The 15,462-nt window shown below is 60.5% G+C and carries 14 protein-coding genes and 2 pseudogenes; 6 read left to right on the top strand and 10 right to left on the bottom strand.

The genetic code is table 11. From position 1 onward, the window contains the following. The first annotated feature begins 74 nt into the window (after positions 1-74). On the top strand, positions 75-860 hold the full coding sequence (locus AB4N82_RS27500) for a sulfite exporter TauE/SafE family protein (protein WP_032886896.1): 786 nt from the start codon (positions 75-77) through the stop codon (positions 858-860). A 126-nt stretch (positions 861-986) separates the two neighbouring features. Here AB4N82_RS27500 and AB4N82_RS27495 read toward each other — a convergent pair whose 3' ends face one another. Further along, positions 987-2,225 (bottom strand): acyl-CoA dehydrogenase family protein, encoded by a 1,239-nt coding sequence (locus tag AB4N82_RS27495; RefSeq protein WP_099602885.1) that lies wholly within the window; start codon positions 2,223-2,225, stop codon positions 987-989. A 266-nt stretch (positions 2,226-2,491) separates the two neighbouring features. On the opposite strand from AB4N82_RS27495, the gene sfnG reads away from it, so the two are divergent. Continuing rightward, positions 2,492-3,577 (top strand): dimethylsulfone monooxygenase SfnG, encoded by a 1,086-nt coding sequence (sfnG, locus tag AB4N82_RS27490; protein WP_032886892.1) that lies wholly within the window; start codon positions 2,492-2,494, stop codon positions 3,575-3,577. Here the strand turns inward: sfnG and AB4N82_RS27485 are convergent. Beyond that, positions 3,573-4,022 (bottom strand): annotated as a pseudogene (locus AB4N82_RS27485) (GNAT family N-acetyltransferase); the annotation flags it as partial. The gene sfnG and the pseudogene AB4N82_RS27485 sit on opposite strands and share 5 nt — an antisense overlap. Before the next feature lie 201 nt (positions 4,023-4,223). Here AB4N82_RS27485 and AB4N82_RS27480 point away from each other — a divergent pair. After that, a complete protein-coding gene (locus tag AB4N82_RS27480) occupies positions 4,224-5,702 on the top strand; it encodes a RimK family protein (RefSeq protein ID WP_460105182.1) in 1,479 nt (492 codons plus the stop codon). Positions 5,703-5,708: 6 nt separating this feature from the next. Further along, positions 5,709-6,641 carry a magnesium transporter CorA family protein gene (locus tag AB4N82_RS27475; RefSeq protein ID WP_032886884.1) on the top strand — a complete coding sequence of 311 codons (933 nt, stop codon included), beginning with the start codon at positions 5,709-5,711 and terminating at the stop codon, positions 6,639-6,641. Positions 6,642-6,685: 44 nt separating this feature from the next. Here the strand turns inward: AB4N82_RS27475 and map are convergent, their stop codons facing one another. Next, positions 6,686-7,447: a type I methionyl aminopeptidase gene (map, locus tag AB4N82_RS27470; RefSeq protein WP_122764279.1), complete on the bottom strand. Its 762-nt coding sequence runs from the start codon at positions 7,445-7,447 to the stop codon at positions 6,686-6,688. Further along, on the bottom strand, positions 7,447-7,647 hold the full coding sequence (locus AB4N82_RS27465; RefSeq protein WP_025855286.1) for a ParD-like family protein: 201 nt from the start codon (positions 7,645-7,647) through the stop codon (positions 7,447-7,449). The genes map and AB4N82_RS27465 overlap by 1 nt, the downstream gene beginning before the upstream one ends. A 270-nt stretch (positions 7,648-7,917) precedes the next feature. On the opposite strand from AB4N82_RS27465, the gene ilvA reads away from it, so the two are divergent. Together ilvA and AB4N82_RS27455 are read left to right on the top strand one after the other, a co-directional pair. Further along, positions 7,918-8,949 (top strand): threonine ammonia-lyase, biosynthetic, encoded by a 1,032-nt coding sequence (gene ilvA / locus AB4N82_RS27460; protein WP_122764278.1) that lies wholly within the window; start codon positions 7,918-7,920, stop codon positions 8,947-8,949. 225 nt (positions 8,950-9,174) lie between these two features. Then, positions 9,175-9,444 carry a DUF1652 domain-containing protein gene (locus AB4N82_RS27455; RefSeq protein ID WP_032886880.1) on the top strand — a complete coding sequence of 90 codons (270 nt, stop codon included), beginning with the start codon at positions 9,175-9,177 and terminating at the stop codon, positions 9,442-9,444. On the opposite strand, the gene AB4N82_RS27450 is transcribed toward AB4N82_RS27455, so the two are convergent. From AB4N82_RS27450 to AB4N82_RS27425, 6 genes and pseudogenes are all read right to left on the bottom strand, one after another. Beyond that, positions 9,441-9,839, bottom strand: a complete 399-nt coding sequence (locus tag AB4N82_RS27450; RefSeq protein WP_095185873.1) for a hypothetical protein — start codon at positions 9,837-9,839, stop codon at positions 9,441-9,443. The two genes, AB4N82_RS27455 and AB4N82_RS27450, sit on opposite strands and share 4 nt — an antisense overlap. A gap of 78 nt (positions 9,840-9,917) precedes the next feature. Beyond that, entirely contained in the window at positions 9,918-10,175 is a 258-nt protein-coding gene (locus AB4N82_RS27445) for a DUF2790 domain-containing protein (RefSeq protein ID WP_095185872.1), read from the bottom strand. A gap of 100 nt (positions 10,176-10,275) precedes the next feature. Further along, the gene (locus tag AB4N82_RS27440; RefSeq protein WP_095185871.1) at positions 10,276-11,214 is read right to left on the bottom strand and encodes a carbohydrate kinase family protein; all 939 of its coding nucleotides are present in this window, start codon (positions 11,212-11,214) and stop codon (positions 10,276-10,278) included. 12 nt (positions 11,215-11,226) lie between these two features. Next, positions 11,227-12,709 (bottom strand): annotated as a pseudogene (gene xylB, locus AB4N82_RS27435) (xylulokinase). Positions 12,710-12,846: 137 nt separating this feature from the next. After that, a complete protein-coding gene (locus tag AB4N82_RS27430) occupies positions 12,847-14,328 on the bottom strand; it encodes a mannitol dehydrogenase family protein (protein WP_122764276.1) in 1,482 nt (493 codons plus the stop codon). Between the two features lie 18 nt (positions 14,329-14,346). Beyond that, the gene (locus AB4N82_RS27425; RefSeq protein ID WP_095185869.1) at positions 14,347-15,450 is read right to left on the bottom strand and encodes an ABC transporter ATP-binding protein; all 1,104 of its coding nucleotides are present in this window, start codon (positions 15,448-15,450) and stop codon (positions 14,347-14,349) included. Between the last annotated feature and the right edge of the window lie 12 nt (positions 15,451-15,462).

Below are 15,462 nucleotides of genomic sequence, written 5' to 3'. Positions count from 1 at the left end.
CATATTGGTATAAGTCGTTATAAGAAAAATCGCTATCCTGCCGCCAGAAATTTATAAGGCCGCGGGTAGCTGTAATGGAAGTGGGTAACTTTGGTTTCGTAATTGCCGGCCTGATCGTAGGTTTTATCGTGGGCATGACCGGTGTCGGCGGGGGCTCTTTGATGACCCCGATCCTGTTGTGGTTCGGCATCAACCCGGCCACGGCTGTGGGCACTGACCTGTTGTACGCGGCCATCACCAAGTCCGGTGGCGTGCTGGTACACAGCAAGAACAAGAACATCGATTGGACCATCACCGGCTGGTTGACCCTGGGCAGTGTGCCTGCGGTGCTGCTGACCCTGTGGTTTCTCGCCACCTTGCATACCGATCCTACGGCGATGAACGCGGTCATCAAGCAAGCCCTCGGCGTCGTGTTGCTGTTGACGGCCCTGGCGATCCTGTTCAAGCAACGCCTGCTGGCCTTCGCCCAGCGTCACGCGGGCGACAGCTACCACATGAACCCGCGCAACCTGAACGGCTTGACCGTTGTCACCGGCGCCATCCTCGGCACCATGGTCGCCCTGACCTCAATCGGCGCCGGCGCCCTGGGCACTGTGGCGCTGTTTATCCTGTATCCATTCCTGGCCACGCGCCGCCTGGTCGGCACCGAGATTGCTCACGCCGTGCCCCTTACCCTGGTGGCAGGCCTAGGCCATGCTGGCATGGGCAATATGGACTGGCACCTGCTGGGCTTTCTGCTGATGGGTTCGTTGCCGGGCATTTACTTCGGCAGCCACATGACCGGCAAGATCCCGGACGGCGTGCTTCGCCCGTGCCTGGCGATCATGCTGATGGCGGTTGGTTACAAACTGGCCTTCTGAGGCGTGCGCAGTATCCAATGTGGGAGGGGCTTGCCCCCGATAGCGGTGGGTCAGTTTTTGAATACAGTGACTGACCCACTGCCATCGGGGGCAAGCCCCCTCCCACAGTTTTGACCCCGCTCAGCCTCAGGCTTTCGCCGGGCCATTACCGATCTGCCACACAAACGGCGGCTCGGTGCCATTGATCACCCAGTCCCCCACGATCCGCGCCTTGTAGATCACCGGGTTGTGGGACGACACAGTCCGCGCATTGCGCCAATGCCGATCAAGGGCTTTCCCCTGGCGCACGTCCGACGCCCCCAGTGCGTTGAACAACTCGCTGGTAGCCCGCTGGATCAACTCCGACACCACCACCTGCGCCGTGGCCGATTCAATTTCGGCGGCGACGTTGGCTTCGCGCTCCACGGCGTCATCCCCGCCAAACCGCGCCACGTAAGCCCGTTGCGCTGGCAATGTCGCCCTTAACGCGCTGGCCTCAGCGGCATACACCAGCGCCGCGACTTCGCCCACCACCTGTTGAATCTGTGCATCCTGGCTCACATGCTGGGCATTGCCGTGGCTGTAGATGCGCTTGCGGCTGCGCACCTGGTGGGCCACATCGCGCAACGCCGCACGGCCGATACCGGCGAGGCTGGCCAGCAGGACAAGTTGGTAGAACGCGGTCTGGTATTTGAAACGGGTGGCAAAGTCGATGACGTTATCCGCCTCGACTTCAGCATCGGTAAAGCGCGAGGTGCCGCTGCCGGTGGTGCGCTGGCCAAAGCCGTCCCAATCGTCGCTGTGCACCACGCCAGGCTGGCGTGCACGGGTCGCAGCGATCACATCGCCGCCGGTGTCGCTGCGTTGGGCGTACACATCGATCCAGTCAGAGAAAATGCTGCCGGTGCTGTAGAACTTTTCACCGTTGAGCTTCCACTTATCGCCGTCGGGGCTGACCTGGGTGACCACATCACCGATGGCCACGTTGCCGATTTCAGTCCAGGCGCAGCCGACGATATCGCCGTCGACAAACCGCTTGAACCACAGGTCGCGGCCGGCACTCGGCGGCGCGTTCAGGCGGTCCTCTGCAAAGGCGAAATGCCCGCGCAGGGCCTGGGGTACGTTGGAGTCGGCTTCGGCCAGTTCGATCAGCAGTTCGAACAGTTGTGGCAGCGAAGCACCGCCACCGCCATATTCCACCGGTACGCGCACCGCGCCGAAACCGGCCTCCTTGAGCCATTGGATCGGCTCATGGGGCAGGGTACGGCTGAGTTCGCGCTGCACCGCACCGTCGGCGATGCGCTGGAAGATCGGCCGGAAGCGCGCGGCCAAGGTGGGGTAATCGACGCCGATGGACAGCGGGTTAATGACGTGATGTTCGGTCATGGGCAAGGCTCCGGGGCAGTGGTCAATGCAAGGGGGATTGCACAGTCCGTGCCGGGTTCGTGGCCCAATGTTTACGGGGGATTTGCGTTGATTACTGTTGCTCCAGCAACAGCATTCCGACAAACCGGCGTGATCCATGACATGTGCGTGCACGCCCGCCGGGGGCGTTTTTTTGGGCGCAACGCCCATGGCATGGGCCTTTGCCACTGACTGGCACGCTTGCTGCTCAAGCCTCGACACATCCCTTTTGCACGAGGTACCGTTCGATGAGTCAGCAAGCCGTGAAATTTGCCTATTGGGTGCCCAACGTCAGCGGTGGGCTGGTGGTCAGTAAGATCGAACAACGCACCCACTGGGGCATCGACTACAACCGTAAATTGGCGCAATTGGCCGAAGAAGCCGGCTTCGAATACGGCCTGACCCAGATCCGCTTCACCGCTGGCTACGGCGCCGAGAACCAGCATGAATCCGTGGCGTTCAGCCATGCGCTGCTGGCGGCGACCACCAAGCTCAAGGTCATCGCCGCGATCCTTCCCGGCCCTTGGCAGCCGGCGCTGGCGGCCAAGCAACTGGCGACCATCGACCAACTCACCAACGGCCGCATTGCGGTGAACATCGTCAGTGGCTGGTTCAAGGGCGAGTTCCAGGCCATCGGCGAACACTGGCTGGAACACGACGAGCGCTATCGCCGTTCCGAGGAATTTATCCGCGCCCTCAAAGGCATCTGGACCCAGGACGACTTTACCTTCAAGGGCGACTTCTACCGTTTCAACAACTACACCCTCAAACCCAAGCCGCTGGGCCAGCCGGAAGTGTTCCAAGGCGGCAGTTCACGGGCCGCGCGGGACATGGCGGCGCGGGTGTCGGATTGGTATTTCACCAACGGCAACACCCCGGAAGGCATCAAGGCCCAGGTCGATGACATTCGCACCAAGGCTGCCGCAAATAACCACTCGGTCAAAGTCGGCGTGAATGCATTCATCATCGCCCGCGACACCGAGGAAGAAGCCCGCGCCGTACTCGCAGAGATCATCGACAAGGCCGACCCGGAAGCCGTGAATGCCTTTGGCGACGCGGCCAAGCAAGCAGGCAAGGCGTCACCCGAAGGCGAGGGCAACTGGGCCAAGTCCAGCTTTGAAGACCTGGTGCAGTACAACGATGGCTTCAAGACCAACCTGATCGGCACTCCGCAGCAGATCGCCGAGCGCATCGTTGCACTCAAGGCCGTAGGCGTGGACCTGGTGCTGGCGGGCTTCCTGCACTTCCAGGAAGAAGTGGAGTACTTCGGCAAACGCGTACTGCCGCTGGTGCGTGAGCTGGAAGCCAAGGCCGGGATCAAGCAGGTGGCCTGACCAAGGTTTTTTCCAGGCGCAGGGCCGGGGTGTGGTCTGCGTAGTAGTCGTTGACCTGGGCGAAGCGCCGGTAGCCATTGCGCTCATACAGCGCCAGGGCGCCGGGGTTGTCGGTGCGCACCTCCAGGCGCAGGTGCGCGCACCCGTGCGTCACCCCGCAGGCCTCGACATGGCTGAGCAACTGCCTGCCCAGCCCGAGGCCGCGTGCGTGGGCGGCAATGGCGATGGAATACAAGCGTGCGAACGCGCTGCCACGACGAAACAGCACTAGCGCATAACCGAGCAACTGCCCGTCCTGTTCCGCTACCAGCAACTGGCCGTGGGCGCGGCTGATCATCCAGTGAAAACTGCGCGATGAGAGCCGATCACTGGTGAAACACTGTTGTTCCAATGCGACCAATGCCGGTACATCACCGGGTAATGCAACGCGAGAGAAAAGAGCCATATAACCGCCGTAAAAGTTGCGTAACGAAACGGGACTTCCCTAAAAGATCGTGCTTAATAGAAAAGGTCGAGTTCTCTAAAGCGGATCAAATATTATGTCGGCGGTACAAGGTCATTGGCGTGAAGTATCCGAGCAAATTGTCGCGGCGACAATAACTTCGAAGGGCTTTTTTCTGCGTCGCCTCGAAGTAACAGTCAAGTGGTGATTATTGTTGAGCGCAAGGAAGATTGGGCCTCCTACTTTCCCAGCGAAGACATCGTCACCGCCCAGGAATACCTTGAGCAAACACGGCAAAACGAGACTGGCAAGCGTGTACAGGTGATCAATCTGTGCCGCAGCTACAAGTACCTGGGGCACGGCTACTACTGCTCGTTGCTGGCCGAAGCGCGCGGACACAAGGTGATTCCCTCGGTGCGTACCATAAGCGAACTGACTAAGAAGTCGCTGTACGGCCTGGCGCTGGATGACCTGGATAAAACCCTTGATAAAGCCTTGAGTCATCACCTCTACAGTAATACCGAAGGGTTTACCCTGACACTTTATTTCGGCAGGACCAATATAGAACCGTTGCAGGAATTGGCCCGCCAGTTGTTTGAAACATTCCCGTGTCCGATCCTCTTGGTTGAATTCAGAAAGAATAACGGTTGGCATATCGAAGGGGTGAAATCCGGCGTATTGCACAAGTTGCGTGACGATCAGGAAGATCAGTTCGCCCATGCCCTTGATAACTTCAGCCGCAAGATCTGGCGCCAACCCCGTTCGCGGCGCCTGGCCCGTTATGACCTGGCAATCCTGCACGATCCACAGGAGCAGCTGCCACCCTCTAACGCCCGTGCCCTGGAGAACTTCATCCGCGTGGGCAAGGGCCTGGGCATCGATGTGGAGCTGATCGAGCGCAAGGACTACGCGCGGCTGGCCGAATACGACGCCTTGCTGATCCGCGAGACCACCAGCGTTGACAACCATACCTACCGCTTTGCCAAAAAAGCCGAAAGCGAAGGCCTGGTGGTGATGGACGACCCCGCGTCGATCCTGCGCTGCACCAACAAGGTCTACCTCACCGACTTGCTCAACAGCCATCAGTTGGGCATGCCCGCCACCGAGATTCTCTACAAGGAGCGACCGGAAGATTTCGAACGGGTCGGCGAGCGCCTCGGGTTTCCGCTGGTGTTGAAGATTCCCGACGGGTGTTTCTCCCGTGGCGTGATCAAGGTCGAAAGCCAGGAGGCCTTGCTCAAGGCCACCGCCGAGTTGTTCGAGCATTCGGTGCTGCTGTTGGCCCAGGAATTCTTCTACACCGAGTACGACTGGCGCATCGGCGTACTCAACCGCAAACCGATCTTCGCTTGCCAGTACTTCATGTCCAAGGGCCACTGGCAGATCTATAACCACAAGGCCATCGGCCAGGCCATCAACGGCGAATGCCGCACCCTGGCCGTCCATGAAGCGCCCAAGGCGGTGGTGGAACTGGCGGTGAAGACCGCCAACCTGATCGGCGACGGCCTGTACGGTGTGGACCTCAAGCAGTCCGGCGACAAGGTGGTGGTGATCGAGGTCAACGACAACCCGAACCTGGATGCTGGAATCGAAGATGCCTACTTGCAGGACGACCTGTACAGCCTGGTGCTGGAAGAGTTTGTGCGGCGCCTGGAGCTGAAACGCCAGGGCCAGGTGTGGTGACGCGCGATGATCCAGCGCTTTGAACTGAACGGTGGAAAGTTACGTCCGGGGCACAGCGACGCGGCCCCGATCCTGTTGTTCAACAACCCCGACCTGGCCGAGCGCGAGTGGCTGCGTGATCACCACAAGCTTGACGAGCACGCGTTGGCGTCGGCGCTCGACCCGGACGAAGTCTCACGCATCGAATTTCACCCCGACAACCTGTTCCTGATCTGGAAGCGCCCGGAGAACTATTCCGGTGGCGGCAACCTGGTGTTCGAAGTGGCGTCGTGCGGCCTGCTGTTTTCACCCGGCCGCCTGCTGGTGATCGCCACCGATGAAACCCCACTGAGTGGCCTGGGCCAGCGCCGGCCGTTGCACACGCCGCTGGACGTATTGCTCGACCTGTTGCTCAACAACATCCACCACTACCTGGGCCACCTCAAGGTGATCAAGCTGGTTGCACGGGAGTTGCAGCAGCAGTTCAACGCGTCCATGAGCAATCATCACCTGATGCAGATGTTCAGCCTCAGCGAAAGCCTGATCTATTACATCAACGCGCTGCACAGCAACGGCGCCGTGCTGTCGCGGCTGCGTAACCATGGGGAAAAAGAGCACTTCAGTGCTGAAATTCTCGGCCTTATCGATGACCTGATCATCGAGAACCACCAGTGCTACAAACAGGCGGAGATCTATTCCAACGTGTTTTCCGGGCTGATCGATGCGCGCGGCAACCTGATGAACAACAGCATGAACAACCTGTTGCGCAAGCTGACGCTGATCAACGTGGTGTTCTTGCCGCTCAACCTGATCGCCAGCATTGGCGGTATGTCGGAGTTCAGCATGATGACCGCGGGTACGCCGTGGTGGGTGTCGTACCCATTGTTCCTGGCAGCGATGGGGTTGGGCGCCGGCTTGATGGTACTGGCGCTCAAACGGATGGCGGGCGCGACGATGTAAGGGGGGCGAGGGAATACTTCTTCGACAAGCCCGCTCGCCACAGGTTATTCGACTGGCTGTGTTTGCAAGGTCAGCACTTCAAAGCCATCCGCCGTCACCGCCACCGTGTGCTCCCACTGCGCCGACAGGCTGTTGTCCTTGGTCACCACCGTCCAGCCATCTTTCAGGCTGCGCACCTTGGAACTGCCCTGGTTGAGCATCGGTTCGATGGTAAACACCATGCCTTCGCGCAGTTCCAGCCCGGTGCCGGGTCGGCCGAAGTGCAGGATTTGCGGTTCTTCATGCATCTGCTTGCCGATGCCGTGGCCGCAGTATTCACGCACCACGCTGTAGCCGTTGGCCTGGGCGTGGCTCTGGATTGCATGGCCGATATCACCCAGGCGTGCGCCGGGTTTGACCTGGCGGATCCCGGCCCACATCGCCTCAAAGGTCATTTCCACCAGGCGCCGCGCCTTGGGGGCGACGTTGCCAATCATGTACATCTTGCTGGAGTCGGCGATAAAGCCACCTTTTTCCAGGGTGATGTCGATGTTGATGATGTCGCCGTCCTTGAGGATCTCCTTGGCGCTGGGCATGCCATGGCACACCACTTCGTTGATTGAGGTGTTGATGGAGAAGGGGTAGTCGTATTGCCCGAGGCTGGCGGGGCGGGCTTTAAGGTCGTTACGAATGAAGGCTTCGACTGCGGCGTCCAGCTCCAGGGTGGAGCGGCCGGCGGCGACAAACCCGTCGAGCATGTCAAACACTTGAGCCAGCAGGCGCCCGGATTCGCGCATCACAGCCAGTTGAGCGGCAGTCTTGATCATCAGCTGCGCCCCCGGATCAGGTCGGGCTTGTCCAGCAACAGTTTGTTGATCAGCTCGTTGTACGGCAGGTTGGGGTTGAGTTCGGCGAGCAGGCCGATCTTGATCCAGAACTCGGCCTGGGCGTTGATGGAGCGGTCCATGGCCGCGCTGGCCAGGCGGAGTTGTTCATGCAGTTGGTCGGTGATTTTGACGATGCCCATGGGGTTCACTGTTTAAAAGTTGATATACAAAGCGTATATGTTTCGTATATCTATCGTAAACCCCCAAACGCTAAATGGCGCTTGGCCATTGACTTGCCCGGTGACGCCCGGTTAATTTCGTGACATGACATTTCAAACCTTCCGCAGCCAGCCAAGCATTATTACCGCCATTCCTCATTTGGCGGGATAGCACACGGCTGCACCCAAACCCGCCTTAGAGGCGGGTTTTGTTTTTCCGTCTCCAGGGCCCTTGAAAACCAGGAGACACCCATGAGCACGTGCCCCGTCCCCCACACCGCTGATACGGCATTGCTTGAACACTATGTAAAAAAGATCCTCGCCGCGCCGGTCTATGACCTGGCGTTGCGTACGCCCCTGCAAGCCGCGCCGGCATTGTCGGCGCTGCTGGGTAACCAAGTGCTGCTCAAGCGCGAAGACCTGCAACCGACCTTTTCCTTCAAGATTCGCGGCGCCTACAACAAGCTGGTGCAGCTCACCGCCGAGCAAAAGGCGCGCGGTGTGGTGACCGCATCGGCGGGGAACCATGCGCAAGGCGTGGCACTGGCGGCGAAGGAGTTGGGGATCAAGGCGCGGATCGTCATGCCGTGCAGCACGCCCGAGTTGAAGGTGTTGGGCGTGCGCTCCCGAGGCGCCGAAGCGGTGTTGCACGGGGAGAGCTTCCCGTTTGCCCTGGCCCATGCGCTGCAACTGGCCGAGACATCCGGATGCACGTTCGTTTCGCCCTTCGATGATCCGGACGTGATCGCCGGCCAGGGCACCGTGGCCATGGAAATCCTGCGCCAGCAACAGGGCCCGTTGGACGCCATCTTCGTGCCGGTGGGTGGCGGCGGTCTGATCGCAGGTATCGCGGCCTACGTCAAATACCTGCGGCCTGAGGTGCGCATCGTCGGTGTCGAGCCCGAAGGCTCCAGTTGCCTGCTGGCCGCCCTGCGCGCCGCTGAGCGGGTGGTATTGCCGAGCGTCGACGGGTTTGCCGACGGTACCGCCGTAGCGCAGATCGGCGCCTACGGTTTTGAAATCTGCCGGGAGTGGGTGGACGAAGTCATCACCGTGAGCAATGACGAACTGTGCAGCGCCATCAAGCTGATCTACGACGACACCCGTTCCATCACCGAACCCTCTGGCGCGTTGGCGGTGGCGGGCATTCGCAAGTACGTGGCGCAACGAGGCGTGCATGGCCAGACTCTGGTGGCGGTGAATTCCGGGGCGAATATTAACTTTGATAGTTTGCGACATGTTGCTGAAAGAGTGACGGCATACGCACACGAAGCGCAGGGTTAAACGTTTAATCGTGGCTGTTCGACGATGTTATAAACACTACGGGCGTGGACCTGTTTAAGTTATATAAACTTGCGCGTTCCTTATGAGGAATGGTTACAACGCAAGCGTATTTTGCCGAGTAGGCTGGTAGTTGAAACGTCTTCCAAGGTCGGCAAGACGCGGCAGGCAGGCGTCTGCCACACCCATAAGACTCTGTTGGCAGTCTCAAAAAAGGAGAGGTTGGCCATGCTTTCGGAATTAGAGCTTCGCAGCATTATTGAAGGAAGTTTCCTGCCCAAACGGTGCGAATGCACCAAAGCCGAAGATGCTTCGCTGACGATCAAGATCTATGACGATCGCGACCGTGACCGGGTGGATTTGGAGGTCAAAGGCATCAAGACGGACAAACTCGACAGCAGTCGAGCGATTTGCAACCTGATCGCCGGGTTGCGTGAAGATCTGAAAAATACCCATGCACCCGCCCTGCAAAGAGCGGGAGGTCGAGCCTATTACTAGGCAGACGCCTGAGGGTGAACCACCGAAGACCTGTGGGCTTGGATAAACGCCAGGCCCAATACGGTTTCGGTCGCCACGGCCAGGAAGATCCCCGGCCCGGCGTTGCCATTGAACCACTCACTCAAGCCCAGCACAGCCAGCACCAGGCAACCGATGGCAAAGCCACTGGTCATGGCGCGACGCGTGTCCGAAGGCGGCGCATGGCGGGCCCGGTAAAACATGATGCCGATGGCCAGGAACAGCGCGGCGCTGCGGCGGGCGACCAGGCCTGTGGCGTCTGAAGAATTCACTCCCCACATCCCGAGCAGCAGATCGGGGCGTAACCCCCAGACCAGTGCGAGGGCAAAGCACAGCAGGGCGGTTGTGGTGGCGAGGGTACGAAAACTGAACGGCATGGCGATTCCTTTCGGCCTTGGGACAAGCCCGCAAGAATACGCCTATCTACGCGGGCTTGCTGTGTGACAGTGCAACGCTCAATTCTGGAAGCTGCACGCGTCGGACAGCTTCCGATAGCCCACATCTTCGACTTTCCCAGCCTTGTCCACGAACTTGATATCGGCGTCGATGACTTTGCAGTCATTGGTCGGCGCTTCGTTCATGGCGATCACATGCTTGATGTTCAACGGCATGCCGTATTGGTAAGGCACGGGTTTCTGGTTGTCGGCCTGGGCCAGGCCCGAGACGGCTGCCAGTGCCAGCGCGCCGCCACACAGTAAAGTACGTAGTTTCATGAAGGTGCTCCGCAAGTGGGTTCGACTTCACTGTCGGCTTGCGGGATTAACCATCGATTAATCGAGGCCTGGCTGACAAAACCTTCATGAAACCGGGTGTTCAGCCCAACTGTTTACGATACGGCAGGTCCGGGCCGGTTTTGGTGCAGGTCATTGCCGCCGCGCGAATCGCGAAGCCCAGCATGGCGTCAATCTGCGCGCGGGTGAGTTGTTGCAGGCCGTCGACCGAATCCAACTGCTGCTCGGTCAGCCAGGCAATCAACGCAGCCTGGAAGGTATCGCCGGCGCCCACGGTGTCGGCCATCACCACCTTGACCGCAGGTTGCGACCAGGTGCCATGTTGGCGGCTGAAGACACTGGCGCCGTCGCCGCCACGGGTGAGGAATACCAACTGGCAACGGTGTTGCAACCAGCCTTGCAGCACGCTTTCCGGCGACTGGTCAGGGTACAGAAGGTGCAGGTCTTCATCGCTGACCTTGATCAGGTCGGCATGTTTGACCAGCTCGGCGACGCGGTCACGCCACAGCTGGATGTCGGGTTGCGGGTTGAGGCGCACGTTGGGGTCGAGGCTGATCAGGCGCTTGCCGCTTTCGCGCTGTACCAGGGCCAGCAGGGTGTCGCCAATCGGTTGCACCACCAGGGAGAACGAGCCGATATGCAGCCCACGCACGTCATCACCGAGTACCGGCAAATGCTCGGCTTGCAGCAGCCGGTCCGCACAGCCCTCACCCCGGAAGTTGTACTGCGGTGAACCATTGGCACCCACGGCGACCATGGACAGGGTGGTCGGCGCGGCGAATTCCACCAGGAACTGTTCGCTGACGCCTTCATCTTTCAGCACCTGCAATAAGCGTCGGCCGAGGAAATCGGTGGACAGGCCGCCGAACAACCCGGCCTCGATGCCCAGGCGGCGTAACCCCACCGCGACGTTGAACGGTGAGCCACCCGCAATCGCCTTGTAGTTGACCTTGGAGGCCTGCCCGCTGGCATCTTCCTCGCTGAAAAAATCGAACAGCGCTTCACCACACACCAGATACATAGTCGTTCGCTCTTAAAGGGTTGCCACGTGCTGTTGATAGCGTTCGTAAGCCAGTTGATAGGCGCTGACATGGGCCGCCACCGGCAGGGTACGGCTGGCCGGGTCGACGCTCACGCATTTTTCGCAGAGGCTGGCCAGGGATTCGCCGGATTGGCTCCACGCAGCCTGGATCGCCGCGCCGAGGGCGGCGGCTTCGCTTTGTTCGGTGCAGATCACTTCGGTGTTCATGATATCGGCGACCATCTGCCGCCACACGGGGCTTTTCGAGCCGCCGCCGATCAGGCGGATACTCTGGCTTTGCAGGCCGGTCTGGCGCAGCAGGTCCAGCCCGTAGCGCAGGCCGAAGGTGGTGCCTTCAACCACGGCGCGGCACAGGTTGGCGCGTGTCAGGTTGGTCATGGTCAGGCCGTGCAGGCTGCCAGTGGCGTGGGGCAGGGCGGGTACGCGTTCGCCGTTGAGGAACGGCAGCATGCTGACGCCGTCGGCGCCAATCGGCGCTTGCTCCACCAGGTCGTTGAAGGCGTTCAGGTCCAGTTCGAAGAGCTCGCGTATCACGCCTGTGGCGTTGGTCAGGTTCATCGTGCAGATCAATGGCAACCAGCCGCCGCTGGATGAGCAGAATGTGGCGACCGACGCTTGGGGGGCTGACGTTGGGTTGGTCCGAAAACGCATAGACGGTACCCGATGAGCCCAGGCTCATGGTGATCACGCCGGGCGCGATATTACCGGTGCCGATGGCGCCCATCATGTTATCGCCGCCGCCGCTGGCGACGATGGCGTTGGGGTTGATGCCCAGGCGCTCGGCGATGGCAGGCAGGATGCTGCCCACGGTTTGATCGGCTTCGATCAGTTGCGGTAAGGCTTGTTCCAGGCGACCGCTGGGGTCGATGTGCTTGAGCAGTGCCACATCCCAGTCACGGCTGCGCACGTTGAAATAGCCGGTGCCGGACGCATCACCGTATTCTGCGACGGCACGGCCGGTGAGCCAGTAATTGAGGTAGTCGTGGGGCAGCAGGATATGGGCGATTTGCTTGAAGATGTCCGGGTGTTGTTCGCGCGTCCAGAGCAGCTTGGACACGGTGTAGCCCGGTGCGATGGCCACGCCCAGCCGTTCGAGTGAACCGCTTTCGCCGCCCAGATGTTGCAGCAGGCGGTCGTTCTCCGGCGCGGTTTCGGTGTCGCACCACAGCTTGGCCGGGCGCAAGACCTGGCCTTGGTCATCCAGCAGTACCAGCCCGTGCTGCTGGCCGGAAACGCCGATACCAAGGATGTCCTGGCCGTCCACGCCAGCCTGTTGCAGGGCGCGGTGGGTGGCTTCGGTAAAGGCGTCCAGCCATTCCTGGGTGTGCTGTTCGCGACGGCCATTGGCGCCGCTGATCAACGTGTGCGCGGCGGCGCCCAGGCCCAGCACCTTGCCGCTGGAGGCGTCGAGGACGATGGCTTTGGTGCCTTGGGTGCCGCAGTCGATGCCGAGGAACAGGTTTTGCTGGGTCATGATGGTGTGCTCAGCAGTGTTATTTTTTTTGGATTGGCAACCCGGTCCAGTGGGAGGGGGCTTGCCCCCGATGGCAGTGGGTCAGTGAAGGATATTTGACTGACACACCCTCATCGGGGGCAAGCCCCTTCTCACATTTAAACCGGTTTCTTCAGGAGGTGCTTCAGGGTAGCGGTGACGCCGTTATCACGCAGACTCTCATAGCACCGCTCGAACGCTGCCACAAACGCCGGCGAGTTGGGAATAGCCGTGCCAAAAATCTCTTCTACACCCAGTAGGCGTTTGCTGATCAGCGCATCGTCAGTCACCAACCCCTGGCAGAATTCCGCCCGCGGATCGGGGATTTTGTAGCTCACCCCATTCTCATCCACACCCTTCAAATACAAGGCCCAGGCTGCGACGACCAGCGCCGCGCGCTCTGTTTCACGCCCATCGGCAATCAGATGATTGATGGTCGGCACGGTGAACTTGGGAAACTTCGACGAGCCGTCCGAACACACGCGCTCCAACTGGTCGGCAATCGCCTGGTTGGAGAAGCGATCCACCAGCGTCTGCTTGTAGTCGGTCAGGTCGATGCCCGGTACCGGCGCGAGGTTTGGCGTGACGTCGAGGTCCATGTAGGCACGCATGTAGGCTACGAACAGCGGGTCGTTCATGGTCTCGTGCACAAACCGATAACCCTTGAGAAACCCCAGGTAGGTCAGGGCCAGGTGGCTGCCGTTGAGCAAACCGATCTTCATCTCTTCATAGGGCGTCACATCGTCGGTGAACTGCACGCCGACCTTTTCCCACGCCGGGCGGCCGTTGACGAATTTGTCTTCCAGCACCCACTGCACGAAGGGTTCGCACACCACTGGCCAGGCATCGTCAATGCCGTGTTCATCGTGCAATTGCAGGCGGTGGGCGGTGCTGGTCATGGGAGTGATGCGGTCGACCATGGCATTCGGGAAGCTCACATTGGCTTCGATCCAGTCATGCAACTCGGCATTGTGCAGGGCGGCAAACGCCAGCAATGCCTTGCGCGTGACGGCGCCGTTGTGGGGCAGGTTATCGCAGGACATCACGGTGAACGCGGGAATGCCGGCGGCGCGGCGTTGGGTCAGCGCCGCGCAGATAAAACCGAACACGGTTTTCGGCGCCGTGGGGTGCGCCAGGTCGTGCTGGATCTGCGGCAGGTGGGCCATGAACTCGCCGTTGCTGTCGTCGATGCAGTAACCGCCCTCGGTGATGGTCAGCGAGACGATGCGGATTTCAGGGCTGGCGAGCTTGTCGATCAGGGCTTGGGCGCTGTCTTCGGCCAGCAGCATGTCGCTGATGGCACCGATTACGCGCACTTCGGTGTCGTCGGTGTCGCCCAGTTCATACAGGGTGAACAGGTAGTCCTGGCCGGCCAGGTCGTCGCGGGCTTTGCGGTCCTCGGCCCGCAGTCCGACGCCGCAGATGCTCCAGTCCAGGCCTTCACCGGTGTTCATCAGCGCATCGGTGTAATACGCCTGGTGCGCGCGGTGGAAGCCGCCGACGCCGATATGGGCGATGCCCTGACGGGTGTCGGCAATGGCGTAGGCCGGGATTTTCACCTGCTCAGCCAGTTGCGTGAGGTTCTGTGTGTTCAATTTCATAACGTAATACTCGCGAAATCAGGCGGCAGCGCGCAGTGGACGGGCCACGGCCACGCCATCAGTGTCGAACAGATGGCAGTGCGCCGGGTCCAGGTGCAGGTGCAGGGTTTCACCGTACTGGCTGGCCATGTCGCCGCGGATGCGCATGGTCAACGGCTCGCCGTTGGCGGTGTTGACGTGGCAGAAGGTGTCACTGCCCAGGCGTTCGCCGACGTCGGCGGTGACGGTCAGGGTGGTTTGGCCAGGCGACGCGATTTCCAAGTGCTCCGGACGAATGCCCAGGGTGACCGCGCTGCCGACGCTCAAGGTCGGACCACTGAGCGGCAGGTTGATCAAGGTGCCGGCGTCCAGTTGCACTTCGCAGGTCTGGGACTCGACACGCGTGACCTTGCCCTTGAGGAAGCCCATTTTCGGCGTGCCAAGAAAGCCCGCCACAAACAGGTTCGCGGGTTGGTGATACAGCTCCAGTGGCGAACCTACCTGCTCGATACGGCCGCTGTTGAGCACTACCACCTTGTCGGCCAGGGTCATGGCTTCGACCTGGTCGTGGGTCACGTAGATCATGGTCGCCTGCAGTTCTTTATGCAGGCGCGCCAGCTCCAGGCGCATTTGCACACGCAGGGCGGCGTCGAGGTTGGACAGCGGTTCGTCGAACAGGAAGATCTTCGGGTTGCGCACAATGGCGCGGCCAATCGCTACGCGCTGACGCTGGCCACCGGAGAGTTGCTTGGGCTTGCGCTCCAGCAGCGGGCCCAGTTCGAGGATGCGCGCCGCTTCGTTGACCTTGCTCTCCACCAGCTTCTTGTCGACGCCGGCCAGGTCCAGGGCAAACGACATGTTTTTGCGCACGCTCATATGCGGATACAGCGCGTAAGTCTGGAACACCATCGCCAGGTCGCGCTTGGCCGGGGTCACTTCGGTGATGTCGCGGCCATCGAGTTCGATGGTGCCTTCGGTAACTTCTTCCAGGCCGGCGATCAGGCGCAGCAGGGTGGACTTACCGCAGCCCGACGGGCCGACGAAGACCACGAACTCCTTGTCGTTCACTTCCAGGTCGATGCCTTTGATGATCGAGAAACCTTCGAAGCCTTTTTGCAAATTCTTGATTTTGAGGTTGGCCATGATGGGCCCTCC

It is taken from the genome of Pseudomonas sp. H1_D04 (genome assembly GCF_054683855.1).
Note: the sequence above shows the minus strand (reverse complement) of the source record. Positions and strands in the feature narration are given on the sequence as shown.